Here is a 26,682-nt window from a genome sequence, read left to right as displayed (position 1 = left end):
AGGGCTGGCCCGGTTCCTCCGGGCCAGCCCTTTTCCCATTTACTGCGTATAGGCCTTGGTCAGTCGATAGAGGAAGGCGCGGCCGTCGAGCAGCGACTTGACCCGGATGCGTTCATTCAGGCCATGGACGCCCTGACCGTCGGGGTCGGCGAACATGCCCGACACGCCATAGGTGGGGATGCCCGCCGCATTGGTGAAGCGCCCGTCGGTCGCCCCGGTGGCCAGCCGCGGGATCACCGGCACGCCCGGCCACATTTCCTTGGTCAGCGCCTCGATCGGCGCCATGATCTGTGGCGTCAGCTGCGGCGCCGATGATTTGGGCTGCGGCGGATCGGCCAGCGTCACCTTGACCTTTTCGTCGCCCGCCACTTCGGCCAGCTTCGCGCGGATCGCTTCAACATCCTCACCCGGGATGATGCGGCAATTGACGTTGGCCGTCACCGACTGGGGCTGGGCATTGGGGGCATGGCCGCCATTGATCAGCGTCGGGATGCAGGTGGTGCGCAGGGTTGCGTTCCAGCTCGGATTGGCGGCCGAAATGGCGGCATAGTCCGCCTCGGTCGCCTTGCCCGCGCCGACCGCCGCCATCGGCTGCGACAGCTTGGGATAGAGCGGCGCCGACGCGCCGAAATAGGCCTTGGCCGCCGGGGTCAGGTTCACCGGGAAATCATAGGCGTTCACATGGGCCAGGGCCTGGGCCATCCAGCCGATCGCATTGAAATGCGGCTCCTGGCGCGAGCTGTGGCCACCCGGCGCGGTCGCAGTGAAGGTGAAGTCTTGATAGACTTTCTCGCCCGCCTGCACGCCATGGCTGACCGGCTTGCCCGTCTCGTCCAGCGATCCGCCGCCGCCTTCATTGAGCGCCCATCCGGCTGCCATCGCCTCGGGCTTGGTCTTCAGCAGATATTCGACGCCGTTCAGCGCTTTTTCGGTCTCCTCGCCACAGGTCAGCGCCAGCTTGATCGTGCGCTTGGGCTTATAGCCTTCCTGCTTGAAGCGGATCATGGCGTCGGCGAAGCTGGCGGCCATCGCCTTGTCGTCGGACGTGCCCCGGCCGTAGAAATAGCCGCCTTCCTCGACCAGGGTGAACGGGTCACGGGTCCAGTCGGCGCGCTTGGCCGCGACGACATCGATATGGGCGAGCAGCAGCAGGGCGGGGAGCTTGGCATCCGAGCCGCGCAGGATGGCGGTGAGATTGCCTTCCTTGGGATGGGTTGGGTCAACCACCAGGGCGACATCGCTATCGGCATAGCCGCCCGATTTCAGTCGTGCGGCGATTTGCTCGGCCGCGACGGTGCAACTGCCCTCGGGCCAGCTGGAATCGGTTTCGACCAGTTCCTTGTAAAGCGCGCGGAAGGCCGCTTCGCCGCTACGGGCCTGCGTGTCGGCCGGGGTGGCGGCATGCAGCGATGCGCTGCCGACGGCGATCAGCGCGACGGTTGAAAGAGCGGCTCTGGCGTAGCGGGATGGCATGATGTTTCCTTGTTCTGCTTGCATGGCGCCGGGCGGCGCCCCCTTTATCGGCCCGAACGGGCGGCGCGACTGTGCAGAAAGGGGCGGGGCCGGGCAAGGGAGGAGGAAGCCCTGCTGGGCTACCTCCTCAAAAATCCCGGCCGGACGTTGTGCGACTACATCGTCGGATCAGGCTGCGCCCAGGGCGGACGTCCCCGGGCTATCCAGCAGGGTGGTCAGGATCACGGCCCCCTCCATTCCGTAAGCGCCCTGCAACGGCACGATCGATATCTTGGCCGGCACGATTTCGCCGCGATTGTTCAAGAAACTGGCGTTGATGCACTGCGCGCCCTGGCCTTGCATGGCCTGTTCCAGGGACTCACGAAACGCTGCCCGCTGGCCGGTGATGATGAGGTCGGCCATCAATATGCCGGTCAGTCGTTCGCCTGGCAGGCACACAATGTCCGAAAATGCGGCACCGATCTTCTCGATCGCGCCGCGTGGAGACAGTCGGACATAGCCGATATCGCCTTGCGCCGTCATGGCGTCGATCAGGGCCGCCTTGGCATCTGCCATGCGATGGCGCTGGACGTCTTCGGTAATGTCGCGAAACATCACGACCGTGGAGTGGCCCAGCGGGAAGCTTTGCAGGCGCAGCCAGGCGCCGTCGGCGAAGGGCGACGGGATATCCGCTGCGCTCGGTTCTCCGCCGGTGATGGTGCGGCGGATGTGCACCTCCATCAGGCTGCCCGTGATTTCGGGCAGCGCGACGGTCAGCAAATGGCCCGCCATGTCGCCGTTCACCCGCCTGGAAATGGCACGCGCGACCCGGTTGACGAAAACCACGCGCATATCCTGATCGCAGATGATGACCGCCTGATCGACCCAGTCGGCCAGGGCATAGAGCCGTTCGTTGGTGCTTTTCTGACCGGAATGGGCAGAGGTCTCCCTGAGCGTGCGGAATGCGTCGACGCTCAGCAGGACATGGGTAGGGCGGCCATGATGGGTGACGTAGACCGGCACCTTGGTGGCCAGGTCGCGGCATTCGGAAAAGCCGCGCACGAAATCCGCAGCGGTGACCACAGGTTCTTCGATAATCTCGGGAAGGGGCGCGCGCGTGCCGTCGCTTCCGGGCTCACCCTGGCCGGACGCATGGAGCGGACAGGCGCTGTTCGTCGTGGCGGGCGGTGTCAGCGGCTCTCGCCGTTTCGGATTCATCTTCACAGCCGGCTCTCCCGGTCGGTCAGCAGATTGGGGTGGGGCGACGATATTTCCTGCATCGGAACATCCTGTTTTCAGGCGGGAAACGCCTGTTTTCTGTCCAGTTGCGTGCCCATCGCCATCACCATCAGAACCGGAATCGCCCACACCGTAGACATGGCGTAGAAGAATTTGGTCAGATAGGCTGGTGAGAGGATGACCGCGAGCTGGACGGCCGTCACGTTCAACTGAAGCGCGGCAATGATGATGGGCCAGCGACGAGTGCTGCGTAGCGCAATGATGATCTTGAGCAGTAGCGAGGCGCATTCGATGGCGAGTATCGTCCGGATAAGCGCAGCCTCTGGACGGACCGTCAGCACCGCAGTCTGGGCCAGGATGAACCCGGCCCATATGCCCGCCACACTCCATCGCCCCGCTGGTCCGCCATGACGGACGACGAAGATGGATGTCGCCAACAGCGCGACGGAATAGGCGAGATAGATTTCCATGGTGCTGAATTATGATCCGGTTGAGGCTGCGGTCCGGTCAGGCGACGAGGCGCAGGGCGTCACCCTGGCCATCGTCGAGCGCGTTCCAGGGGCCGTAGCAGCCGTCCGCGCGTTCGGCCTGGTTGGTCCGCATGCGAATGCGGGTCGCTTCCAGATGGGCGCCGAGCAACTGTTCGCGGCTTTGCATCATGGTGTCGAGGCAGCCATGAAAACGCTGGAACAGTTTTTGGCCCTGTTCCGGCGCCAGGCCGATCGTCCGGGCGGTGTCGATCATGTCTGCGCTCATCCGCAGCGTGTGCGACAGCATGTCGTCCAGCTTGACATAGGCGTCGCGGACCTGGCCGCTGAGATTGAAAAATGCATCGTCCGAAAGCTGCAATTCATTCTTCGCGGCGCGTTCCGCCCGACGTGCGTTGGACATGTCTATGCTCCCCTGGGCCGCCCTTGCCGGCCCATCATGCGATTTGGACTGTTCGGAAAGAACATCAGCGGAAGAGATGGTTCAGCCAGTAGCCGATGGTAATCAGCGCTGCCAGGGTTCCCCCTGCCCAGAGCGCAACCCTGAAGATTGCGATCAGGACCTGCCATTCGTTCAGCCCATGCGGTTCTCCCCCGATGGTGGCCAGGATGTTCGTGATAAGCCTGCGAACTCGGGCGATGTATCGCCTTGATCCGCCGGCCTGGTCAGGATCGTCCAGGATCGGGCTCGATTGAGCCGATGCCCCCTTTTCCGCATCGTCGCCGTTCTCGACAAGCCGGTCCGGTTTTAATTCAAATAGGTTTAATGTGCCCGCTTTCTCGGCCTCGGCCAGCATGCGGGCTGCTTCGCGGCGGTCCCTGGCGCCTAGGGCGACGGTGGCGCGATAGACATATTGATCCACGGTGCCCGGCGTCAGCGACATGCGCTGCGCAATCTGCTTGGACGTATAACCTTGCGCGACCAGTCGCAGGCATGCCCGCTGATTTTCGTCCAGACTGATCAGGCTGTCCCGCATTCGACCTCTCTCGTCCGAGGCAGGGAATCATGCTCCGGGTCATATGTAAACTTAATCTGCCTCCCCTGCTTGGATGGACCGGCCTTATGTCCAGGTCTTTTTCAGTCTGGACGGGACGCTCAGGCTGGAAAGAGGCGCTTTTTTTCAGTCGGCGTCCGGATTGCGAAAGTTCAATCGGCGGGTCACGGTATAGTCGAGCACGCCGACCAGCAGATAGCTGATCCATTGCTTGGTCAGCGTCAGCAGGGTCCGGCTGGCGCGATGCTCTTCCAGCGTGATTTGACGGCTGTCACGTGCGCAGCGTCCGACAAAGTCCCGCATCGCCTCGGCAAAGGCCTGGTCTTCCACCCGCAGCATCAGTTCCAGGTTGAGGAACAGGCTGCGCATGTCGAAATTGGCTGATCCGATATAGACTGCGTTGTCGATGATGATCAGCTTCATGTGCAACTTGCAGGGCTGATATTCCAGGATGTCGGTACCGCGCGTGAGCAGCGGGCCGTAGAGCAGCCGGGCTGCCGCCACGGTCGCACCATTGTCCGACAGGGCGGGCAGGATGATGCGGGCGCCGCCGCGTCGTGCGGCCCGCGCGATCCGCTTCAACATGCCGCGGCCCGGCGAGAAATAGGCTTCGACCATGTCGAGCCGCTGCGCCTGTTCCAGATCATGTTTCACCACCTGTGCCCAGGGGCTCAGGCGTCGGGTCGGGCCGCCGATCAGCCAGCGGAACGGTTCGGCCGGGCCATGCTGGGCGGACGGATGCCAATGCCGCACCATTGCTCTTAAACTGCGGAAACGCTGGCCCTTGCTCGATACCCAGCGCCATAGCTGACCGTACCAGTGTGCCATCGCCTTGGCCTGCGGGCCGGCTATCAACAGCCCCAGGTCGCGCCAGCAATCGTCCGCCGGGATGCCGAAATAGCCGTTTTCGACATTGAAGCCGCCGATCAGCAGCCGAGCATCGTCGGCCAGGGCAATCTTCTGATGGTTGCGGATCAGGTAGCGTGTCGATCGCCTGGTACCGAACCGGGCGAACCGCCCACCCGCAGCAACCAGCGGGGCAAACAGGCTGTCGGGAGTGTCGCTCGACCCGAAGGCGTCGATCATCACGGTCACGGCGACGCCGCGTGCGCGCGCAGCAACCAGCCGCTCGCACACCAGTCGCCCGCTCTCGTCATCCGCGAAAATATAATAATAGAGCTTCACGCTGGCGCGCGCGCCGTCGATCAGGTCGATCAATGTCACGCGCAGGGCCGCAGCCTCTTCGATCACCGTCAGTTCGTTGCCATCAAGCGTCACGGTGATCGGTCTGGCCGGGGCTTCATGCTGTCGTGTCGCCATGCCCTGTTCATGCCGCGATTCGCGCTGGCTTGCCATGGCTTTATGGGCTTTTCATTGACTCGCCAGATCGACGCTGCTAGGCGGCGAAATCAAGATTCCCTATTGATTTTTCAGGAGGCCCGTTTGGCCCGTGTCACCGTCGAAGATTGCGTCGACAAGGTTACCAACCGTTTCGATCTCGTTCTGCTCGCCGCTCAGCGCGCGCGTGAAATTTCCGGCGGCGCAGAGCTGACGCTCGACCGCGATCGCGATAAGAACCCGGTCGTCGCTCTGCGCGAAATCGCCGAAGAAACCGTTCTGCCGGCTGATCTGCATGATTCGGTCGTCGCCTCGCTGCAGAAGGTGCAGATCGATGATGACGACACCCCGGATGAGATCGGCTCGATCGCGCAGTCGGCAGAGGCTCTGCGCCTGACCGCCGCCGCGCCGCCGCGTAACCAGAATATCGGCGGCGACTACGACGGCTGATCGCCCCTAATCGGTTTGGAGAGGGAATGAGGCCCGGCCTGCGCAAGCAGGACCGGGCCTCGCTTATTGCGGGATGACTGGCTGCCGCGCGCCTATCGCCAGGCGGCCGCCAGCATGGATCGCAACAGGTCGGCATATTGCCATCCCTCGGCACGGGCGGCGATGGCGGACAGGCAATCCTGATTGTCGCGGCCCGGTCGGCCGGGGCCGGTCATGTTCGGCTTCATGTTGAGGTCGAACAGCTTGAACCGGCCGTCCGTGCCCGCGCGGCAATCGATCCGGATCGCCGCGCGCGATTGCACCAGCTGGGCGGCCTGGACGCAGGCGTCCAGCATCGCCTGAACCGCCGGCGCGTGCAGCCGATCTGCGGTGATCGCAATGCTGTTTTCCACGACCGCGACATCGCCATTATAGGGCGCGACGCCGTCATGCTGATTGAACCGCAGCACAGGCCGCAATGGCCAATGGCCTGATCCCACGGTCCCCGCAGGCCGGGGAGAGGCAGGGGGCATGACCGTGACGGTCATTTCCTCCCCATCCAGATATTCCTCGATCATCAGCACATTGCCGAAGGTCGCCCGGTCCAGCAGGCTGCGCGCCGCAACGTGCAGCATGGCAAGGTCATGGACCAGCGTCACGCCCTGGCTGCCGCGCCCGCGCACGGGTTTGACGATCAGCGGGAAGGGAAGGCCATGGTCCAGCAGGGCGGCTGCGACATCCGCCAATGGGAAGACCCCATCGCTGGCCCTGTCCGCGACCAGGAAGCCGCGTGCCACGGGCAGGCCGGCCTGTTCCAGCATGCGGTTGGTCGCGAACTTGTCGTCATATTGTTGGGTCGCCGTCGGCGTCTGACCGACGATCGCAACCTTGCCGAGGACCGCCGCGATCGGATGCCCCTCGAACAGCACGGTATTGGCCCAGACGGTGTCGGCGCCTGCTGCCATCGCGGCGGCAATGCCTTCAGCCGTGTCGGGAAAGACCCATTGCAGTGGCAGCGACGGGTCGGGGGAGGGGGTGGGCGTGACCACGCGCACGCCATGGCGCGACAGGGCAAAGCCGATATCGGCGCCGCCGTCCGAATAGCCGCCAGGCTTGGCATCCTTGCGCAGTCCATCGATGACGGGCGGTGGCAATGCCTGATATAACAGGGCGACGGCCGGCCCGCTCAATCGACTTGCTCCGGCAGGCGCCAGTCGATTGCTCCACGCCCCTTCGCCGTCAGGAAATCATTGGCCTGAGAGAAATGGCGGCACCCCAGGAAGCCGTTATGCGCGGACAGCGGGGAAGGGTGGGCCGCCTTGAGCACCAGATGCCGTTGCGCATCGACGAAGCCGGCCTTGCGTTGCGCATAGGCGCCCCACAACAGGAAAACGACCGGCTCCTCCTTCTGGGCCACCAGACGCACGACGGCATCGGTGAATATTTCCCAACCCTTGCCCTGATGCGATGCGGCCCGGCCCATTTCGACCGTCAGCACGCTGTTGAGCAGCAAAACCCCCTGTCGCGCCCAATGCTCCAGAAAGCCGTGGCGCGGGCGGGGCAGGCCGAGGTCCGCCTCCATTTCCTTATAGATATTGACCAGCGATGGGGGCGTACGCACGCCAGGCTGCACCGAAAAGCACAGGCCATGGGCCTGACCTTCGCCATGATAGGGGTCCTGGCCCAATATCACGACCTTGACCTCGTCGAGCGGGGTCAGGTCGAGTGCGCGGAAATATTCGCTACCCTTGGGAAAGATATGCTTGCCGCTCGCCTTCTCCTGCTCGAGGAAATGCTTCAGTCCTTGCATGTGGGGGCTTGCGAACTGGTCGAGCAGCGGGGTGCGCCAGCTTTCGTGCAGCTTGATGATATTGCTCATGGCTGGCGGTGATGAACCGGCCGGCCGGAGGCGTCAACCGCCCAGCCCGATGCGCGGTGAAGTGGATGGAATTGCGATCAAACATCTTGCCTACCGACGGGTGATCGGCGAGAGAAACCCCCATGCCGACCTATCGTGACATGAGCGTCATCGCCGCTGCCCTTGGCCTGTTCCTGGCCCCTCTGCCCAGTGCCGATGCCTTTGGTCCGCCGCCGCGGCCGCCGGTACAGTTGACGGCGGAGGCGCATCTCCTGGCGGAGTTTGATCGTTTCGCCGCCTTGTCGGATGGTACCGTCGGCATCGCGGCGATGGACCTGCAGACCGGCGAGATTCAGGCGCGTAACGGCGATACGCTGTTTCCCATGGCCAGCGCCTATAAGGTTGCGGTGGCCGGCAAGATCCTGTCGCTGGTCGACGCGGGCAGCCTGCGTCTGGACGACCGGCTTGCGCTGGACCCGGCACTGGCCAGCGAAGGCGGCATTGCGTGGATGTTCTCGCGGCCGGGGAGCACTCTGCCGGTCAGCCAGCTGCTGGATCTGATGCTGACGCGCAGCGACAATAATGCGACCGATGTGCTGGTCGCGCGCGCGGGCGGGCCACAGGCGGTCAATGACTGGGTTGCAGCGCTGGGCGTGCATGGCCTGCGCGTCGACAGCGACACCGCGCATCTTCTCTATCGCGCCATGGGTATCCATCCGCTGACCGGCACATTCCGTCAGAATGCGGATGCCGCTCGCCGGGCCGATCCCCTGATCCAGCAGCGCGACGTGCGCGATTTGCCGAACATGGATTTCATGCTCGATCCGCGCGATACGGCGACCCCGCTGGCGATGACGGCGCTGCTCGCCGCCTATGAGGCGGGCCGGGCGCTGAAACCGGAAAGCACCCAGTTGCTCTTCACCATCATGGGCCATTGCCAGACCGGCAAGGCCCGTCTGGCCGGCATGTTGCCGCCCGGTACCGCGATTGCGCACAAGACCGGATCGCTCAACGGTATCGGCAATGATGTCGGTATCATCAACCTGCCGGACGGGCGCCGATTTGCCATCACGGTCTTTGTGATGAAAGACAGCAGGGGCCATGTGTCGCGCGACCGGATCATGGCGGAGGCGGCACGCGCCGCTTATGATTATTTCCTCTTCGCCCCGAAGCGGCGAACGGTTTGACGCATCGTGCTTAACAGGTCTGCAAGCCCGGGCTAGACTATCCCAAACAGAGAGGATGACCGTGGCGCCCTTTACCCGTTTCCGGGAATTCTGGCCCTATTATCTGCAGGAACATGCGCGCGCCGGGACGCGTGCCATGCACTATGCGGGCACCAGCATGGTCGTCCTGCTGGCCGTTGTTGCCCCTTTTTCCGGGCACTGGTGGTTGGCGGCGGCCGTGCCGGTGGCGGGCTATGGCTTCGCCTGGCTCGGCCATATGCTGATCGAGCATAATCGGCCAGCCACCTTCCGCTATCCATTCTGGTCGCTGCGGGCTGATTTCGTGATGTGGTACCGCTTCCTGACCGGGCGCATGGGCCGTGATCTGGCGCGCGCCGGCGTGCGCGCCGATGGCACCGTCGATCCGGCCCGGCGTCTGCATGCCTGACGCGGCAACCGCTTGACCCCAGGCGGCGCTCTGCCACAAGGATTGGCAATGGGGCTCTCTGCGCAATTTCACCGGCTGCCCGACAGGGCGGCCCTGGCTGCTCGCTGGCAGGCGCTGGAGGGGCGTTCGGACGCATCCTTCTTCCTGCGCTGGACATGGGTCGGGGCCTGGCTCGACAGCTATGGTGTGCACCCGGAATTGCTGGCGATAACCGATGATGCGGGGCAGGATGTGGCGCTGGCGCTGGTCGGCCACAGGCTGCGCCCGCGTCTTTTGGGGGCGGTCGCCACGCTCAGCCTCAACCAGTCGGGCGATCCGGGCGCAGATCGACCCTATGTCGAATATAACGGCCTGCTGGCAAGGCGCGGCCAGGAAGGGGCGGCGGCTGCCGCCGCGTTGGACGCTCTGCAGCGCCGCCGGGATTGGCGGGTGCTGCGGATCAGTGGCGTGGTACCCGGCTCGCCGCTGCTCGGTCTGCCGGCCCGTCGCAAGCAGCGTGTCGATGCCGCGCCCGTCTATCAGGTCGATCTGGCCGCCGTGCGCGATGCGCAGGGCGATTATCTCTCGCTACTCAGTGCCAATACCCGCAGCCAGATTCGGCGCGCGATGAAGGATCATGGCGGTCCGCTGCCCGACATAACAGTCGGGGGGCTGGATGATATCGCCCCCTGGCTCGACGCGATGGCGGCGCTCAACGCGGGGCGCCATGCGGACAATGCCTGGGATGACGATGGGTTTCGCCGGTTCGTAAGCACCATAGCGGCACGGGGCATGGCTTCGGGCGCGGTTGAACTGCTGCGGTTTACGGATGGGGGCGGGGTGGTGGGCCTCCTCGTCAATTTCGTGCAGGACGGGCAGGCGATGAACTATCAGTCGGCCTTTGCCGCACCGCGTACCACCAAGGACAAGCCGGGTCTGCTCTGTCACGCGGCGGCGGTGGGCCATTATGCCGATCGGGGCCTGGCCCTCTATTCCCTTCTCGCGGGGAAGGATCGTTACAAGCAGAGCCTCGCCACGCGCGAGGAGGCGCTGGAATGGTGGCATATCGAACGCTTCAGTCCCCGGCTTGAGGCGGAGGCTCTGTTGCGCGCGCTGCTTAAGCGCCCAGCTTCCGCATGACCCTGTAGACGAAACGACGGACGCCCTGTTCTTCGGGGCGTTCGCTTACCGGGCCGGTCGGCAGGCCGCGTTTGCGCAGCAAGGCGTTGAAACTGTGGAGTTCGCCTTCCGCGACGCTGCGGTCCGATCGCCAGGTGACCGACAGGCTGATGGAGACCGCCGGTCCGTTTTCGACGAAATGCGGCGCCTTGACGGGCACATGGACGGCATCGCCCGGCACGAGTGCAAAGGGGGTGCCGCGCGCGCGGAATCCATCCTGCCAGACCAGGTTGCGGTGGCCGCCGCCGTGGAATGCCTCGCTCTTCTGCGCGGGCACCAGCTCTTCGTCGCGGGCCGGAAAGACGGTCATCGTCTTTGTCCCCATGATCTGCAGCAGGATATTATGCTCAGGGTCCATATGGAACGGCGTGATGCTGTCGGGCGAGGTCAGGAAGATAAAGGCTTCCCGGTTCAGCATGGGGCCGGTGCTGCGCAGAACGGCCGGTTCCAACTCGGCCAGCGCCGCGTCCAGCAGCACGGCATAGGCCTGGTCCTGCTCGACATTCTTGAGCACCGCCCAGCTGCCATTGGTTTCGATCGTGCGGATCGTTTCGCCCAGCGTCAGGCCATTGGATGGCGTATCTTCGGGCCGCAGGCCCAGCGGCAGCTTGCCCAGATTATATTCGACCCGCTCCGCCGGCATCCGTTCGGCCAGGGCGGCCAGGCCGTCCAGCGTCAACAGCGGATGGCCGACCAGGCCATGCTCCAGCTTCACCGGCTGGTCTGGATAGGCGGAGGCGAAGGCGGCGCGGGCGCGCTCGGCGAAAATCGGCTGCATGTCCGTCGATGCGATCGGGCTGTGCACGGTCATCCCTGTCCTTTCATGCGGCTGGCGATCTGTTCGATCCCGTTGGCAAGCGCAAAGGCCGTCGCGCGCCGCCAGCGCGCGGCGCCCTGGCCGCGTAGCGCGATACGATATTGCACGATACTGCGTCGTTCAGCCCACAGGCTGTCGATCATCGGATGGTCGGCGGCGGCGCAACTGTCCATCCAGCTGATCGCCGGATCGTCCTGCACCGCCTGAAGATTGGCGATCTCGATCAGCACGCCGGGGGAAAAGCGGCCCATCGTCTCGTCAAACGCGATCTTGAAGGAAAAGGCGCCTTCCCCGTGCCGGAAGTTGACCAGCATGGCGATCGGCCGCTGGTCGAGGTCGATCCGCAGGAAATGCAGCCGGCCAGCATCGCAGGCGGCGGCGCATGCGGCGCGGAAAAAAGCCGCCTCGGCCGGCCTGCAGGACAGGGCAGTGCCTTCCCGCCCCTTCCAGCCCGACGCTTCCAGTTCCAGAAAGTCGGTGCACCAGCGCGACAATTCCCCGCCGTCGCGCAGCACGCGCTGGCTGATCGTGCCCAGTTCGGCAAGGCGTTTCTGCAGGCGCCTGATTTCCTTGCGCTTCTTGGCGCGGACATGGGTTTCCCAATAGGCGTCGGCGCTCAGGGGGGAGCGTAGCATGGCGCGATCGAAACGATGCACCTCACGCCGGCCACGCCGGTCCTCGACGCACAGGGCCTCCAGCACGGCGGCATTGACGCCCGCCGCGTCCAGGCCGCGCAGGTGCAGGAAATTGGGCGCCCAGTCCGCCTCGTCCAGTTGCGCCAGCAGGCCGCGCCAGGCCGCCATTTCCTGGCCCCGGCGAATGAGCGGCGCACCGAAGAAGCAATGTTCGTGCATCCAGTTGGACACGCATCCGATCGGCAGCCGTCCATGGCGGGCGGAGATGGTCACCGGAAGCAGGCCGATCAACTGTCCATCGGCCTGTGCCTCGATCACGCGCACCGTGCCGCTCACCGCCAGATGGTCGATCGCCGCGCCCAGCATGTCGACGGCATAGAAGGCGTTGGGTTCGGCACACGCATTTGCCAGCGCAGCCCAACGTGCGCGCTGCCCCTCCAGAATCAGGGCGCCCGGCGCAGTCAGGGGAGACGGGTGCGATGCCATGTCCATCGGCTCGCCTTAGACAGGAAAGATTAGGGAATGCCTAAGCATTTGGTCGCATGGGATGATGCACATAACCCGCCGCAGGGGAAAGTGCTTTACATCATGCGGTGGATTGTCTGTGAACTGGCAGGGGCGCAGCCTTGACCGTCCCTCGGGACGAACGGGGCGAAGGACCGGTTCGCCCGATCATGGAGTATGAACGCGTGACGATCCTGATTACCGGTGTGGCCGGTTTCATCGGAATGGCTGTGGCCGACCGCCTTCTGGCAGACGGCCGGGCGATCATCGGCATCGACAATCTCAACGACTATTATCAGGTCTCGCTCAAGCGCGACCGGATCGATGCGCTGGCACAACGTCACGGCAAGCTCTTTACCTTCGCAGAGCTGGATTTTGCCGACATGGATGCGTTGAAGGCGGTCCTGGCCGACCATGGGATCGAGGCGATCGTCCATCTCGGCGCTCAGGCAGGCGTGCGCTATTCGCTCATCAACCCGCAGGCCTATGTCCGGTCAAATCTGGCGGGCCATGTCAATATGCTGGAACTGGCGCGCGAACGCAGGGTGCGGCACCTGGTCTATGCCTCTTCCTCGTCGGTCTATGGCGGCAATGATGTGCTGCCTTTCCGGGTCGAGGATCGGGCTGACCATCCCGTCTCGCTTTATGCTGCCACCAAGCGCGCGGATGAGCTGATGAGCGAGACCTATGCCCATCTGTTCCGCATTCCGATGACGGGCCTGCGTTTCTTCACCGTCTACGGCCCCTGGGGCCGGCCGGACATGGCGATGTGGATATTCACCCAGAAAATCCTGGCCGGAGAACCCATCCCGGTGTTCAACCATGGCCGGATGCAGCGTGACTTCACGTTCATCGACGATATAGTCGCGGGCGTGATCGGGTGCCTGGATGCGCCGCCGGTCGATGATGGCGCGACCAAGGCGGGGGGAAGCCGCAGTCCGCACCGGCTCTACAATATCGGCAACAACCGACCCGAAGAGTTGATGCACCTGATTGCCGTGCTGGAAGAGGCGATCGGTCGCAAGGCGCAGATCGATTTCCAGCCGATGCAGCCGGGCGACGTCTCCGCGACCTTTGCCGACATCAGTGCCATTGCCCAGGATATTGGTTTTGCCCCGGTGACAAGCATCGAGTCGGGGGTTCCCCGATTCGTATCCTGGTATCGTGACTATCATCGCCTGTTTTGATCTCGCGCGGCGTCAGGCGCTGGGAAAAGGTTCCGCAATTCATCGCTAAAAATAGGCGTCTCGTCGCGCATCCGGGAAAATTTGGCGCGCGCGCACGGGTGGAAAGCCGGTTCCGCAATTGCGAAATGGATTGCCATAAGTGCCTGAAACGGCGTAGACAGTTTAGTGGTGCTGGTTGCGAAATCGGCGGGGTCGCGGAACAAGGGATGGACGTTGCGCCTTATAGGGTGCAGCGACGCCGCGTACGTCAGCCGGAGCATGCCGGCAGCGATGCGCGGAAAAAAGGGCAAATGCGTGTCGACAGTTTCAAAGATCGTACCGTTCGGCTCCGGTGGGCGTATTGTGGAGACGGCTTGCAGCAGCCTGTCCCTGGCCGCGCGGGGGCTCAATATTCTCGAAGCCAAATTCGCCGATCGGGAATTTACGGCTAACTTCCTGCGCCTGGTCGGCGTCATCATGAATGTTCGCGGGCGCGTGATCGTGACCGGCATCGGCAAGAGCGGCATTGTCGCGCGCAAGATGACGGCAACGTTGACCTCTACCGGTACGCCGGCCTTGTTCCTGCATCCGGCCGACGCGGGGCATGGCGACCTTGGCATGGTGACGCCGGACGATGTCGTGCTGATGTTGTCGCATTCGGGCGAATCGACTGAGCTGGGGCCGATCATCCATTATTGCAAGCGCTTCGCCATTCCCCTGCTGGGGATGACGGCACAGGCGCACAGCACCGTCGCGGAGGCGGCGGATATCTGCATCATGATGCCCGCCGTGCGCGAAGCCTGTCCCAACATGCTGGCGCCGACCACCTCGACCACGTTGCAGATGGCCTTTGGCGATGCGCTGGCGATGTCGCTGATGGAAATGCGGGGCTTTTCGGCTGACGATTTCCATAAATTTCATCCCAATGGCCGGTTGGGTGCGCAACTGGTCAAGGTGCGTGAGCTGATGTCGGCCGGGGATGATGTCCCCAAGGTGCACGAGAATGCTTCGCTTCTTGACGCCACGATCGAAATGACCCGCGCCCGACTGGGCGGCACGGCGGTCGTCGATCATGCGGGCCAGTTGATCGGTGCCTTCACCGATGGCGATTTGCGTCGTGCCGTCACCGGCAAGCAGAATCTGACCGACGCGGTGGGCCGCTTCATGACGGTCACGCCTCAGTCCGTCGGCCCCGACGAACTGGCATCGGAAGCCTTGCGCATCATGCACGAGCGCAACATCACGCTGTTGTTCGTATGCGACAAGGAGCGGCTGCTGGGCGCGTTGCACATGCACGATTTGCTGCACGCCGGGGTCGCCTGAACATATTGGTCGTCATTCCCGCGCGGGCGGGGTCGTCCCGCCTGCCGCGCAAGCCGCTGCGCCTGATCGCGGGGCGGACGCTGCTGCATCGAACGATTGCCATGGCGCGCGCGGCGATCGGCGGGCAGGGCGATGTCGATCTGGTGGTCGCCACCGACGATGACGAGATTGCCGACCATGCCCGGCAAGCGGGGTGCGCGGCGGTGATGACCGACAGCGCGATTGCGACCGGATCGGGACGTGCCCTGGCCGCTGCGCGCGCCTGTCCGGTGCCGCCGCGCTTCGTCGTCAATCTTCAGGGCGATTCGCCGTTCCAGCCGGCAGGTGCGCTGGCGGCCGTCATCGCTGCGCTGGTATCGGGCGCGCAGGTCGCCACGCCGGTGATCGCGCTCGACTGGCCCGCGCTCGATGCGCTGCGTGACCATAAATGTCGCTCGCCATTTAGTGGAACGACGTGCGCCCGTGCATCCGACGGGCAAGCGCTCTGGTTTTCCAAGACGATCATTCCGGCCATTCGCGACGAACAGCGGTTGCGCGCGACGCAGCCGCGTTCGCCGATATGGCGCCATGTCGGCCTCTATGGCTATGCCTTTGATGCGCTCGCCCGGTTTGAGGCGGCGGCGCCCACGGCACTGGAGCAATTGGAGGGGCTGGAGCAGTTGCGGCTGCTGGAGCTGGGCATCCCGATCCTGACGGTGCCGGTGGATCCGCCGCGCTTCGACAGTTCGGGGATCGATACGGAAGCCGATATCACCAGGGTCGAAGCGCTGATCGCCGCCCATGGCGATCCCACGCCGCTGCTGCCATGACGCGCCGCATCTTCGTCATCCGCCACGGCAATACGTTCGTCGACAGCGCGCAGGCGTGCCGGATCGGTGCCGGGACCGACATCCCGCTGGTGGAGAGCGGCGTGGTCCAGGCCAGGCGACTGGGCGCATGGTTTGCGGGCCAGGGGCTGATCGGGATTCGCCTTTTTTCCGGCCCATTACAGCGTGCCCGACAGACGGCGCAGCCTATTGCCGCCGCACTGGGGCAACCGTCGGATGGCATATTGGCATGGTTGGACGAGATCGATCACGGCCCGGATGAAGGGCAGCCCGAAGCCGCCGTCACCGCACGGATCGGTGCGGCCGCGATTGCGGATTGGGATGCGCGCGGCATCGTGCCCGATGGCTGGGTCGTGGACGGTCCGGCACGCATCGCGGCCTGGCATGCCTGGTTCGGTCGGGGTGGATCGGGCACGGACCTGCTGGTCACCAGCAACGGTGCCGCGCGCTTTGCCCTGTTGGCGCTGGGCCTGTCCCCGGCATCGCTGAAATTGCGGACCGGGGCCTTTGGCGAGCTGGCGGTCGACGCGGATGGCACGGTGCGCCTGCTGCGCTGGGACGAGCGTCCCTGACGGCTGGATCGCTGGAACCTAGGTAATCGTCCCCACCGCATCTACCGAAATGCCGCCATTGGCAGTGCAGACCTCCACCGACATACTGGCTGCGCCAGTTGGAGGATTGTACGCGATGGTCAAGGGGAAGCATCCAATCGCCGTTCGGGGGCGCCAGTCCCTGATGGTTGCATCGGCCATGACGGCCATATTGGCGCTGCCTCAGGTGGCGCACGCGCAGGCTTCGGATGCGCCTGTACAGCCAATCGCGCCCGGCCCGCCACCCGCCGGTGGCGGGGAGCAGGACCTGGCCCAGCAGCTCTCCAATCCGGTGGCTTCGCTGATCAGCGTACCCTTTCAGGAAAATCTCGACTTTGGTGCAGGGAATGATGGCATCAAATCGACGCTCAACATCCAGCCCGTCATTCCGGTCGGTGTCGGGGACAACTGGAACGTCATCATCCGGACCATCCTGCCGGTGGTGACACAGAACAGCTTCCAGGGGCCGGGCACCGATGCCTTCGGCCTTGGCGATACGACCCAGAGCTTCTTCTTTTCGCCCAAGAAGTCGAGCGGCATCATTTGGGGTGTCGGGCCTGCGATCCTCTATCCGACGGCGACGGATCGCTATATCGGCGGCGGCAAATGGGGGGCGGGGCCGACCGGCCTGCTGCTGAAGCAGATCGGTCCCAACACGGTCGGCATCCTGGCCAATCATATCTGGTCGATTGCCGGCAAGGACAACCGGTCGGATGTCAGCGCTACATTCCTGCAGCCCTTCTACAGCTATACCACCAAGCATGCGACGACGTTCAGCCTGAACACCGAAACCAGCTATGACTGGAAGGGGAAGAACTGGCTGGTGCCGGTCAATGTCGCCGTATCGCAACTGACCAAGATCGGCAGCCAGCGCGTGCAGGTCGGCCTGGGCGGAAAATATTATGCGCAAGCACCGGCGGGCGGTCCCGAATGGGGCATCCGGATGGTCTTCACCCTGCTTTTTCCAGGGAAATAGCAGGCAGATCCGTATCGCTGCTGGTTCAGTTGCCCTTGCGCTGGGGAACGGAGAAGGTGCCTGATACGCGGCCGCTCGGGCTGGTCGCTGTTCCTGCCGTACCACCGGTGGCCCGGCCATCGACAGTCGTGCGTCCGCTGTTGAGATCCATCACCAGTCGTCCGCCGGTCAGGCGGTTCACGCCCTGGGTCAGCGACACATTGCCCAGCATGGTAATCAGGCGGCTGTTGAGGTCGTAGATGGCGACATTGCCGCGGGCGGTCTGGTCGGCCTTGGTGATGACGACATTGCCCGAAGCGTCGATGCGTTGGACCTCCACGCCGTTGCCCGTGTTCGCAGCGGCGTTCGGCTGCTGCTTGTAGGCAACGGTCATGCGGGCCGCGTTCAGCGTCATGCCGGCCTGCGTCACCTCGACATTGCCCGACACCACGACGCGATCGGCGCGATCCTGCACCTCGATTCGGTCGGCGGTGAAGTTGACGGGCGCATTGCTGTCATGATTTTTGAACACCTGCGCGTCCGCGCCGGCAATGAAGAGGCCGGTCGCGCCCAGCGCGACGGTCGACAGCAGGATGAGGGTGCGTTTCATCAGTTCTGCCCTTTGAGGCCATTTTGCTCGATGCGCAAGCTCGCCCGGCCGTTGAGCGTGACCGTGCGGGCATTCATGTCCGCTTCCAGATGATCCCCGCTGAACGTACCGATCGGAATGCGTCCGTCGACCCGGCCGGCGCTTTTCATTCGTCGGGTCTGCAGGTCTATGCCGACATCGCGGGTGACCAGGCGATAGCCGCCCGCGGCTTCAAACTGGACCGGCCCGACGATCGCGACTCGCTCCGTCGCCATGTCGTAGCGCCCCTTCTGCGCATTCAGCACGGCGGGGCCTTCGGTCAACAGGATGCGCGCGGACATGTCGCGCAGGTCGACGATCGGTTCGCGTGAGCTCTTCTGGACCGCCGAACCGGCGCGCAGGGAAAAGGGCTGTCCCTTGCTGTCCTGGCCGCGATACAGCGCTTCGGATACGCGCATCCGTTCCTTCGCCACTTCGACCTTGTTCTTGTCGAGCACGAAGCTGACCTTGTCGCCGCCGGTGAAGGGGGCGGTCGCAAGCAGGGCGGTCAGCGCGCCGACCGCCACGGGCAGATAATTTTTGAGCGTACGCACCAGCCGGTCATGGCGGCCGCCCGGACGCGCCCAATGGTGGCGCGCATGGCGTTGCTGATCGGCCTGGATGGACATGCTGCCTGTGGTTCCGCCCTTACATGTGCGAGAAGATGTCGATCTCGGGCCAGCCGGCCAGGTCGAGTTCGGCGCGATGCGGCAGGAAGTCGAAGCAGGCCTGGGCCAGTTCCATACGGCCTTCACGCACCAGGCGCTTGTCCAGTTCCGCCTTCAGCGCATGGAGATAGCGGACGTCCGACGCCGCATAGTCCTTCTGTGCGTCCGACAGGACGGGGCCGCCCCAGTCGCTGGACTGTTGCTGCTTGCTGATGTCCTGGCCCAGCAATTCGCGGACCAGTTCCTTCAGGCCGTGACGGTCGGTATAGGTGCGGACCAGCTTGGACGCGATCTTGGTGCAATAGACCGGGGCTGCCACCACGCCCAGATAATGGCGCAGGGCGGCGATGTCGAAGCGGCCGAAATGATAGAGCTTGATTCGCGCCGGGTCCGCCAGCACCGCCTTCAGATTGGGGGCGGCATAGTCGCTGCCCGGATTGAAGCGCACCAGATGCTCGTCGCCCTTGCCATCGCTGATCTGGACGACGCACAGGCGATCGCGGGGCGTGATCAGCCCCATGGTTTCGGTGTCGACGGCGATCGGGCCGGGGGCCAATACGCCTTCGGGCAGGTCTTCTTCATGAAAATGAACGGTCATGCTCTTCCCTCTATGGGCAAACGGGGGATACCGCAATCGACGCTTTGGCTGGTATCGCCTTTGCAACGGGGCGTGGGGGCTCCTTTTGGGCTGATATGTAAAATCATTCGCGCTGCCCGGAAAAGTTGATATAGTGATTCCCAAACCGCGACTTTGCGGTGGATTGTGCATGTCATTCGCCCGACATGTTGTGTCCGTGTGTCTTGGGGCGAAGCGAAAGTGACTAACAGGGCATGAGTTTTGACAGAGGGCGCCGCGGCGGGCGCGGCAAGGACAAGCGCGACGGTTTCGGCGACGATAATTTCTATGATCAGGGCAGCCGCGGCTTCGGCGGTGGTGGCTTCGGCGGCGATCGTGGTGGTTTCGGTGGTGACCGGGGTGGCTTTGGCGGCGGCGGTGGCGGCTTCGGCGGCGATCGTGGCGGCTTCGGCGGCGGTGACCGCGGCGGCTTTGGCGGCGGCGGCGGTGGTCGCGGCGGCTTCGGCGGCGGCGGCGGTTTTGGCGGCGGCGGCGGCGGTGGTCGCGGCATGCCCGCCCAGGTCGTTGGCGAAGGCAAGGGTGTCGTCAAGTTCTTCAATGGACAGAAGGGCTTCGGCTTCATCGTTCGTGAAGACGGCGGCGAAGATGTGTTCGTGCACATCAGTGCGGTCGAGCAGGCTGGTCTGACCGGTCTGGCTGAAGGCCAGCCGCTTGGCTTCACGCTGGTCGATCGTGGCGGCAAGGTGTCGGCAACCGATCTGGTGATCGATGGCGAACCGCTTCCGGTCACCGACCGTGGTCCGCCGCGTGAACCGCGCGAACCGCGCGCTGGTGGCTTTGGTGGCGCCCCCGAGCGTGGACCGCAGCGTCAACTGACCGGTGAACGCGCGAGCGGCACGGTCAAGTTCTTCAACGCGATGAAGGGCTTTGGCTTCATTCAGCGCGATGATGGCCAGCCCGATGCCTTCGTGCATATCAGTGCCGTCGAGCGCGCCGGTATGGCGGCCCTCAATGAGGGCGATCGTCTTGATTTCGAGCTGGAAGTTGACCGTCGCGGGAAATATGCCGCCGTCAACCTGCAGAACAAGGCCGATTGATCGGACGACATAGCGCCCTCGCACGCGGGGCGCTGTGGCGGAATAGGAAAGGGGTCGCCTGCCCGGCGGCCCCTTTTTCTGTATGTTGTGAATATCGTCAAAGCGATGTGCTGAATTTCGCCGCCATCATGAAGTCAACATCATGTTTGTTAGTTCAGGCAAAATCGCCTGAACTCGGGGGTTTTCTACGGTTATGGAAAGTAACCATCGGGTCGGTTCTAGCCCTTGCCTGGGCTTTTCATGGCCATGGATGGCCTTTTCGGTGATTTGCTTGGTCTGTGCCTTCCTCCCATAATCCTCTGCCTAAGATGATTGCATCCGCTGTGTGCTGACGGATTGCGACATAAGGGAGGATGTTATGAAGCAGGCCTTGCTCTGCCGTATCTTGACGACTGTTGCCATCGGCTTGCCGTTCGCCATACCGGCGGCCGATGCGCAGGATGCTGTCCCTGCGACGGCTGTGACCGATGCCGGGGCGGGCGAGATCATTGTCACCGCCCGCAAACGCGACGAACGGCTGATCGATGTGCCGGTTGCCGTCTCGGCCCTCTCGACCGACCAGATCGAACGCTATGCCACCACCAGCTTCCAGGCGATCAGCCAGCAGGTGCCGCAACTGGTCATCGCCGAATCGCAGAATCAGGTCGGCGGCTCGATCAACCTGCGCGGTATCGGCGCCGGCATCTCCAATCCCTCGACCGAAACCGCCGTGACCCTGAATTTCGACGGCGTGCCGATCAGCTATGGCAATGCCATTCGCCTCGGCCAGATCGACCTTGGCCGGGTCGAGGTGCTCAAGGGGCCGCAGGCGCTCTTCTACGGCAAGAACAGCCCGGGCGGCATCGTGTCCCTTATCTCGCAGGACCCAGGCAAGGATTTCGAGGCGAAGCTGCGCACCGGCTATGAGTTCGCCGCCGACCAGCGCTTCGTCGAGGCCAGCGCCTCGGTGCCGCTCGGCGACGCGCTCGCGGCGCGCGTCGTCGGCTATTATTCCAAGGAGGATGGCTGGTTCGAGAATATTGCAGAGCCGATCGCTGGCGTAACGCCGGGACGAGGGGCGGACAGCCTGAACTCGGAGGACATCTTCGTCCGTGGTACGCTCGCCTATGATGCGGGCGGATCGACCCGGATCAAGGCGAAGGTCAATTATGGCCAGCGCGAACGCGACGGCGTCGGTCCCACCGGGCTCAGCCAGATCATCTATTGTCCCGCCGGTGTCAGCCGGTACGGGGCGACCGACTGCAAGCTCAACCGCACCTTCTATGATGCGGCTCTGGCCCCGGCGACGGCCGCGAGCGATCCAAGCTATGGCGACGGCGTCCCCTTCATGAAATCGAAGCAGTTCCTGGCCTCGCTCAGCATCGACCAGGATATCGGCGACGCCTATACCCTGTCCTCGGTCACCGGCTATTATCGACTGCGCGAGCGTTCGGTCGATAGCTTCAGTTTCTCCAACAATCCCTATTTCGGCGCGTCCAACGACATCACCGCCAAGGGATTCAGTCAGGAACTGCGCTTTGCTTCCGATTATGACGGGCCGTTCAATTTCCTGGTCGGCGGCTTCTTTCAGGATGCGCATTTCCTTACGACCCAGGCCTTCACCACCAATTTCGGCACGCCTTTCGTCGTTGGATCGACCTATTATGATGTCCATACCAAGGCGACGTCGGTCTTTGGCCAGCTCCGTTACAAGATCGTCGATCCGCTCGAACTGGCGGTTGGTGGCCGGTATAGTTGGGAGGACAAATCCCTGACCGGTACGTCGCTGGGCAGTCCGATCCAGATCCTCGACCCCAAGCAGAATTATACCGATTTTTCGCCCGACATCACGCTGACCTGGCGCGCGGATGGCGATCGCACCGTTTATGCCGCCTATCGCGAGGGCTTTACCTCGGGTGGCTTCAACACGGTGCCGACGCGGTTGCGTACCGATGCCGACCAGAGCCGCGCCGCGATTGACCTGTCCTATGACCAGATGACCGCCAAGGGCGGCGAGATCGGCACCAAGGGCTATGTCGCCGACCGGCAGATCCTCTACGACCTGGTCGGCTATTATTATAAATATAGCGGGCTCCAGCTGTCGCGCTACGACAACGCCTCCTTCACCCAGCTCACCCAGAATGCGGGCGGAGCGGAGATCAAGGGCGCCGAACTCAGCCTCACCATCCGGCCGCGCACGCTCGCGGGCCTCACCTTCAATACCGCCATCGCATACAACAACGCCCGCTACACCGATTTCATCGGTGGCTGCTATGCGGGCCAGTCGATCGCGCAGGGCTGCAATCTCAATCCGCTCAACCCCAATCTGCCGGCCTCCACCTATGGCACGGCCGCCAATCCCTATCAGAATCAGGACCAGACCGGGCAGCGCCTGTTCCGCGCGCCAGAGGTCGCGATCACGGGCGGCTTCACCTATGATCACAGCTTCGCCGACCGGCTGGGCGGATCGCTGTCGGTCGATTTCAACTATAGCAGTTCCTACGTCACCCAGACCGAGGGCAATCCCAAGACACGGCAGGATGATTATATCCAGCTCAACGCTGCTCTCTCGATCAACGGCGGCGCCGGCAAGCCCTGGGAACTGGCCCTGATCGGCCGCAATCTTACCAACAAGCTGATCATCGTCGGGGGATCGGTGGTCGGCGCGACCGCTGCCGGCACCGGCACCAATGTCGTGCGCGAAGGCGACATATTGGGCTCGCTTGGCGCGCCGCGCGCGGTGATGCTGCAACTGACGGTGAAGAGCGGCCTGTTCGGCGGTCGCTGATCATCGCTATGCAAATACTATGAAAACAGGCTGGAGGTCGGCTGGAATTTGACGGACGGGGGCCATTAAGTCCCTTGTCCCATGACCCACCGACCTCCTCCTGCCGCCTCTGCTGATGCCGGGCGGCACATCGATCGGCCACGATTGACCGGACGCCTGTCGATCCGGCCGTGCGCCCACGCGGCTCTCCCGATATTCCAGCGGGGCAGGGCATCATGACCCGGCGCGATCTCGCCTGGCGCGGCCTGGGCCTGCTGCTCGTTGGTGCGGCGGCGGGCAGTTCGTTACTGCATCGCGCGCTGACCCTGTATGGGCCGGCCACTACGCCGCTCGAAATGGCGCTGGCGCCCGCCAGCTTCACCTTCGCCAGCCTCGGCATATTGCTGCTCTGCCACGGCGCCCGGCTACGTGACGGCTGGCGCCGTGACCTCGACCGGCGTCAGGCACAGCGCGACGGGCATCGCGATCTCCCGATCCTTGCCGAAGATCGCGCTCCGCTCGCGGCCCTGCTGGCCGTCCGCGCCCGGCGCGACTGACCCCCATTCCCATATCCCTCAAGGACCAATTTGTGAGCGAACGCGACCTGCATTTCGTGATCCCGACCTATCGCCTGCGTGACGTCGGCGCGACCGTCGAGGCCTATGACGAGAATTTCGCCCGCAGCGGCCAGACCGCGCCGATCATCGTCTTCGACGATTCCTCGGTCGCCAATCATGACAAATATTTCGGCGCGCTGGAGGCGACCAAGACGGTCAACGACCTCTGGTATGTCGGCCCGGCCGAAAAGGAGCAGTTCGTCTCCTACATCTGCAAGCGGCTGCGCGATCGCAAGCTCGACGTGCTGGTCCGCAACCTCTTCCGTCCCAGCTATGGCGGCAACCGCAACTTCACCCTGATGTACACGCTGGGTGACCTGATGGTCAGCGCCGACGACGACATGCGCCCCTATGCGCTGATCGAGGACAGCCCGGAAACACTGGGCGAGCGGGAGATCAGCCGGGGCAAGACCATCCCGCGCGGCGCCAATGGACATACCCGCAAATCCTACGACATCCTCGAATCCTTCCGCGACATATTGGGCAAGACGGTGGCCGACGCGCCGGCCAATTACGATCAGGGCGAACTGGTGATCGACAGCGCGATGGACCTGGAATCCAACAATTCCCTCGGCTTCGCGCGGGAAAACAGCCTGACCCTGCAGGATGGGCGGCTGCCTCGGTCGGCGGTGGTGAAGATGGCGCAGACCTTCCGCACCGGCACCAACGACATCGACGCGGTCGATTTCGTCGACATGTTCCTGGATGACCCGGACGAGGTCGATGCCGAACGGCTCAACGACACCTATGTGCTGGTCAATTTCCGCCCCTGCCTCACCAATCTCAACTGGCGGATGGACTGTGGCGTCGCGGGCTATGACAATCGCACCGGCCTGCCGCCCTTCTTCCCGACCCGCTTGCGGTTTGAGGATTATATCTATCGCCTGTGGATCCAGCAGTCGAACATGGTCTCGGCCCATGTCGATTCCGCCCAGACCCACATCAAAAACAGCTATATGCGCAATCCGCTGGCGTCGGAGGTGTTCAACGAGGCGATCTGCGGCCTGCTCAAGCGCAAGATCCGCACCAGTCTCAAGCGCACCGACGAATGGTCGATCGCCTTCGACTATGACGGCGCGGTCAGCCTGCAGGACAGCGAGGAGATATTGGACAGCGCCCGCGCCTTGCATGACCGGGTGCTCCAGAGCATGGCAGACGCGCGCACGACCGAGCGGCGCGACGCCCTCGGCCATTTTGCCGCCGGCCTGTCGCGCACCTTCTATGATTTCGAGCCGGATTTCTTTCAGCAGAATGTCAGCCGGATGGTCGATGACGAGGTTGGGCTGATCCGCTCCTCACTGGAAATCTGGCCGACCCTGCTGGAGATCGTCTATTTCAAGCGTCATTGCCGCAACCTGCCGATGCGCCGGGTGAAGAATCGCTCCGCCCGATCGCCCCAGCCGCGCCCAGTGGCGGCCTGACTGCAGGAGCGGGGCTAAACCCGCCGGAACGGGAAGGGGCTGGCCGTCCGCTCATAGCTGTGCAGGTCCAGCGCGCGGGTGACCGGCGGCAGCGCCCGGTCCGGGCAGTCGCGCCGCTCGCACAGATGACAGGTCGGTCCCACCGTCACCGCATCGTCGCGCTCGGTATCGATGCCATCGGCATGGATGATCCGCCCGGCATGTTTCGCCTCGCAGCCGAGCGCAATCACCTGTCGCCCGCGCGCGCCATCGGCACGGGGCAGGGCGATCGCCAGGGTCAGGAAGCGCCGCTCGTCCAGCGTCTCGATCAGTTGCGGCAACACGATGTCAGGCGCATCGGCCGCATGCACGTCCCAGCGCGGACAGGTGCCGCCATAGCGGGCAAAGGGATAGGCCTCTCCATCGAAGCGCTTGGACACGATCCCCGCCCGGTCGATCCGCACCATGAAGAAGGGGATGCCGCGCGCGCCGGTGCGGTTGAGGCTGGTCAGCCGGTGCGCCAGTTGCTCGGTCGACACGCCGAAGCGGGCGCGCAGCAGGGGAAGGTCATGCCGGCTTGCCTCCGCCGCCTGGCGGAACCGGTCATAGGGCATGATGAGCGCCGCAGCGGCATAGTTGGTGAGCGCAATGCTGGCGAGACGGCGGCTGTCCTCATCCGGCGGCCCGGTGCGCGCAACCTGTGCCGTGATCAGGTCCGCCATTTCCTGCGCGCAGAATTGATAGGCCATGGCGAACAGCCGCCCCGATGCCGGCAGTCGCTCGCTCAGCATCAGCCGCCGCCGGTGCATGTCATAATGGCGCAGCGTCCCGGCCAGCACATCGGCGCGGACCAACTGTACCGCCATGCCATGCCGCTCTTTCAGCCGCGCGCGCAATCCCGCCTGCAACAGCGCCGGCTCTTCCTCCAACTCCGCCGCCAGTCCCTCGGCCGCCGCGTCGATCTCGGCGAAATGATTGCCGGCCTTGGCCACCGTCTCGCGCCACCAGTCGACCGGCGCGACCAGCGGGGCAGGGGCGCCACCGCGCCCGCTCGCCTGCATCTGATCGGGCAGGCGGCGCAGGTCGGCCAGGGCGCGGTAGAAGCGGCCGATCGCCTCGTTGACGCCGGGATAATTTTCCGCGACTTCCAGCACTTCATCGCGCGCAATGCCGATGTCCCGCACCAGCGCATCGGACAATATCTCGGCCAGATCGCTCGCCGCGCCATCCTGGCTGCTCGCGGTGAAGTCGCGAATGTCGATGTCATAGGTATTGGCCAGCCGCAGCAGGATCTGCGCCGTCAGCGGCCGCTGGTTGCGCTCCAGATGGTTGAGATAGCTGGGCGACACGCCCAGTTCCTCGGCCATGCGCGTCTGGTTCAGCCCGAGTTCGCGGCGCAATACCCGCAATTTAGGGCCGAGATAGAGTTTCCGGTCGGTCACATCTGCCATCAGGTCATATTGTCATGATTTGACAATATGAACAAGTCGTGTCGTGACTTGCGGCCACTCATCGCCCTTCCGCTTTGCCCTTCATGTGTCAATATCGCTGTCATCAACGA

Annotated in this window: 27 protein-coding genes; 13 read left to right on the top strand and 14 right to left on the bottom strand. The window is 64.0% G+C overall.

From position 1 onward, the window contains the following. Positions 1 to 39: 39 nt before the first annotated feature. The 6 genes from PMI04_RS17565 to PMI04_RS17540 all read right to left on the bottom strand — a co-directional run bounded on the left by PMI04_RS17565 (position 40) and on the right by PMI04_RS17540 (position 5,530). Entirely contained in the window at positions 40 to 1,473 is a 1,434-nt protein-coding gene (locus PMI04_RS17565) for a M20/M25/M40 family metallo-hydrolase (protein ID WP_007708537.1), read from the bottom strand. 168 nt (positions 1,474 to 1,641) lie between these two features. Beyond that, positions 1,642 to 2,670, bottom strand: a complete 1,029-nt coding sequence (locus tag PMI04_RS17560; RefSeq protein WP_081491001.1) for a PAS domain-containing protein — start codon at positions 2,668 to 2,670, stop codon at positions 1,642 to 1,644. 77 nt (positions 2,671 to 2,747) lie between these two features. Continuing rightward, a complete protein-coding gene (locus PMI04_RS17555) occupies positions 2,748 to 3,161 on the bottom strand; it encodes a hypothetical protein (protein WP_007708535.1) in 414 nt (137 codons plus the stop codon). 37 nt (positions 3,162 to 3,198) lie between these two features. Then, a complete protein-coding gene (locus PMI04_RS17550; RefSeq protein WP_007708534.1) occupies positions 3,199 to 3,582 on the bottom strand; it encodes a hypothetical protein in 384 nt (127 codons plus the stop codon). Positions 3,583 to 3,646: 64 nt separating this feature from the next. After that, positions 3,647 to 4,156, bottom strand: coding sequence for a helix-turn-helix transcriptional regulator (locus PMI04_RS17545; protein ID WP_007708533.1), 510 nt, complete (start codon positions 4,154 to 4,156; stop codon positions 3,647 to 3,649). Between the two features lie 144 nt (positions 4,157 to 4,300). Continuing rightward, the gene (locus PMI04_RS17540) at positions 4,301 to 5,530 is read right to left on the bottom strand and encodes a phosphatidylserine/phosphatidylglycerophosphate/cardiolipin synthase family protein (RefSeq protein ID WP_007708531.1); all 1,230 of its coding nucleotides are present in this window, start codon (positions 5,528 to 5,530) and stop codon (positions 4,301 to 4,303) included. An 87-nt stretch (positions 5,531 to 5,617) separates the two neighbouring features. On the opposite strand from PMI04_RS17540, the gene rpoZ reads away from it, so the two are divergent. Next, positions 5,618 to 5,962: a DNA-directed RNA polymerase subunit omega gene (rpoZ, locus tag PMI04_RS17535; protein ID WP_007708529.1), complete on the top strand. Its 345-nt coding sequence runs from the start codon at positions 5,618 to 5,620 to the stop codon at positions 5,960 to 5,962. A gap of 92 nt (positions 5,963 to 6,054) precedes the next feature. Here rpoZ and PMI04_RS17530 read toward each other — a convergent pair whose 3' ends face one another. Beyond that, a complete protein-coding gene (locus PMI04_RS17530; protein WP_007708527.1) occupies positions 6,055 to 7,131 on the bottom strand; it encodes a biotin carboxylase in 1,077 nt (358 codons plus the stop codon). Beyond that, positions 7,128 to 7,820 (bottom strand): uracil-DNA glycosylase, encoded by a 693-nt coding sequence (gene ung, locus PMI04_RS17525; RefSeq protein ID WP_007708526.1) that lies wholly within the window; start codon positions 7,818 to 7,820, stop codon positions 7,128 to 7,130. The genes PMI04_RS17530 and ung overlap by 4 nt, the downstream gene beginning before the upstream one ends. Before the next feature lie 122 nt (positions 7,821 to 7,942). Between ung and bla the strand changes: the two genes are divergently transcribed. The 3 genes from bla to PMI04_RS17510 all read left to right on the top strand — a co-directional run bounded on the left by bla (position 7,943) and on the right by PMI04_RS17510 (position 10,532). Beyond that, entirely contained in the window at positions 7,943 to 8,986 is a 1,044-nt protein-coding gene (bla, locus tag PMI04_RS17520; protein WP_007708525.1) for a class A beta-lactamase, read from the top strand. 61 nt (positions 8,987 to 9,047) lie between these two features. Then, positions 9,048 to 9,413 carry a DUF962 domain-containing protein gene (locus PMI04_RS17515; RefSeq protein ID WP_007708524.1) on the top strand — a complete coding sequence of 122 codons (366 nt, stop codon included), beginning with the start codon at positions 9,048 to 9,050 and terminating at the stop codon, positions 9,411 to 9,413. 48 nt (positions 9,414 to 9,461) lie between these two features. Next, positions 9,462 to 10,532, top strand: a complete 1,071-nt coding sequence (locus PMI04_RS17510; RefSeq protein ID WP_007708523.1) for a GNAT family N-acetyltransferase — start codon at positions 9,462 to 9,464, stop codon at positions 10,530 to 10,532. Here the strand turns inward: PMI04_RS17510 and PMI04_RS17505 are convergent. Beyond that, positions 10,510 to 11,382 (bottom strand): cupin-like domain-containing protein, encoded by an 873-nt coding sequence (locus PMI04_RS17505; RefSeq protein ID WP_007708522.1) that lies wholly within the window; start codon positions 11,380 to 11,382, stop codon positions 10,510 to 10,512. The two genes, PMI04_RS17510 and PMI04_RS17505, sit on opposite strands and share 23 nt — an antisense overlap. Continuing rightward, positions 11,379 to 12,515, bottom strand: coding sequence for a GNAT family N-acetyltransferase (locus PMI04_RS17500; protein WP_007708520.1), 1,137 nt, complete (start codon positions 12,513 to 12,515; stop codon positions 11,379 to 11,381). The genes PMI04_RS17505 and PMI04_RS17500 overlap by 4 nt, the downstream gene beginning before the upstream one ends. Positions 12,516 to 12,712: 197 nt before the next feature. On the opposite strand from PMI04_RS17500, the gene PMI04_RS17495 reads away from it, so the two are divergent. From PMI04_RS17495 to PMI04_RS17475, 5 genes are all read left to right on the top strand, one after another. Next, on the top strand, positions 12,713 to 13,714 hold the full coding sequence (locus tag PMI04_RS17495; RefSeq protein ID WP_007708518.1) for an NAD-dependent epimerase/dehydratase family protein: 1,002 nt from the start codon (positions 12,713 to 12,715) through the stop codon (positions 13,712 to 13,714). A gap of 294 nt (positions 13,715 to 14,008) precedes the next feature. After that, a complete protein-coding gene (locus PMI04_RS17490) occupies positions 14,009 to 15,016 on the top strand; it encodes a KpsF/GutQ family sugar-phosphate isomerase (RefSeq protein ID WP_007708516.1) in 1,008 nt (335 codons plus the stop codon). 5 nt (positions 15,017 to 15,021) lie between these two features. Beyond that, positions 15,022 to 15,825 carry a 3-deoxy-manno-octulosonate cytidylyltransferase gene (gene kdsB, locus PMI04_RS17485; protein WP_007708514.1) on the top strand — a complete coding sequence of 268 codons (804 nt, stop codon included), beginning with the start codon at positions 15,022 to 15,024 and terminating at the stop codon, positions 15,823 to 15,825. Continuing rightward, positions 15,822 to 16,415, top strand: a complete 594-nt coding sequence (locus tag PMI04_RS17480; RefSeq protein WP_007708513.1) for a histidine phosphatase family protein — start codon at positions 15,822 to 15,824, stop codon at positions 16,413 to 16,415. Before kdsB ends, PMI04_RS17480 begins: the two co-directional genes overlap by 4 nt. 163 nt (positions 16,416 to 16,578) lie before the next feature. Beyond that, positions 16,579 to 17,409: a hypothetical protein gene (locus PMI04_RS17475; protein WP_037486084.1), complete on the top strand. Its 831-nt coding sequence runs from the start codon at positions 16,579 to 16,581 to the stop codon at positions 17,407 to 17,409. Positions 17,410 to 17,434: 25 nt separating this feature from the next. Here PMI04_RS17475 and PMI04_RS17470 read toward each other — a convergent pair whose 3' ends face one another. From PMI04_RS17470 to PMI04_RS17460, 3 genes are read right to left on the bottom strand one after another with little or no spacing between them, the layout of a single operon-like run. Next, on the bottom strand, positions 17,435 to 17,998 hold the full coding sequence (locus PMI04_RS17470) for an LptA/OstA family protein (protein ID WP_007708511.1): 564 nt from the start codon (positions 17,996 to 17,998) through the stop codon (positions 17,435 to 17,437). Continuing rightward, on the bottom strand, positions 17,998 to 18,645 hold the full coding sequence (locus PMI04_RS17465; RefSeq protein WP_007708510.1) for a hypothetical protein: 648 nt from the start codon (positions 18,643 to 18,645) through the stop codon (positions 17,998 to 18,000). Before PMI04_RS17465 ends, PMI04_RS17470 begins: the two co-directional genes overlap by 1 nt. Before the next feature lie 19 nt (positions 18,646 to 18,664). Further along, positions 18,665 to 19,282, bottom strand: a complete 618-nt coding sequence (locus PMI04_RS17460) for a ribonuclease D (RefSeq protein WP_007708509.1) — start codon at positions 19,280 to 19,282, stop codon at positions 18,665 to 18,667. A gap of 233 nt (positions 19,283 to 19,515) precedes the next feature. Here PMI04_RS17460 and PMI04_RS17455 point away from each other — a divergent pair, with 233 nt between their 5' ends. From PMI04_RS17455 to PMI04_RS17440, 4 genes are all read left to right on the top strand, one after another. Further along, positions 19,516 to 20,358: a cold-shock protein gene (locus PMI04_RS17455; RefSeq protein WP_283184811.1), complete on the top strand. Its 843-nt coding sequence runs from the start codon at positions 19,516 to 19,518 to the stop codon at positions 20,356 to 20,358. Between the two features lie 358 nt (positions 20,359 to 20,716). Continuing rightward, positions 20,717 to 23,125 (top strand): TonB-dependent receptor, encoded by a 2,409-nt coding sequence (locus PMI04_RS17450; RefSeq protein ID WP_007713703.1) that lies wholly within the window; start codon positions 20,717 to 20,719, stop codon positions 23,123 to 23,125. A gap of 215 nt (positions 23,126 to 23,340) precedes the next feature. Then, a complete protein-coding gene (locus PMI04_RS17445) occupies positions 23,341 to 23,661 on the top strand; it encodes a hypothetical protein (RefSeq protein WP_007713702.1) in 321 nt (106 codons plus the stop codon). Positions 23,662 to 23,693: 32 nt separating this feature from the next. Continuing rightward, complete coding sequence (locus tag PMI04_RS17440) at positions 23,694 to 25,142, top strand: hypothetical protein (RefSeq protein WP_007713700.1); 1,449 nt, start codon at positions 23,694 to 23,696, stop codon at positions 25,140 to 25,142. A 14-nt stretch (positions 25,143 to 25,156) separates the two neighbouring features. On the opposite strand, the gene PMI04_RS17435 is transcribed toward PMI04_RS17440, so the two are convergent. Further along, positions 25,157 to 26,572, bottom strand: a complete 1,416-nt coding sequence (locus PMI04_RS17435; protein ID WP_007713698.1) for an XRE family transcriptional regulator — start codon at positions 26,570 to 26,572, stop codon at positions 25,157 to 25,159. Between the last annotated feature and the right edge of the window lie 110 nt (positions 26,573 to 26,682).

The organism is Sphingobium sp. AP49, assembly GCF_000281715.2.
GTDB lineage: Bacteria > Pseudomonadota > Alphaproteobacteria > Sphingomonadales > Sphingomonadaceae > Sphingobium.
The sequence above is the reverse complement of the archived record's forward strand: the minus strand, read 5'-3'. Positions and strand labels throughout refer to the sequence as shown.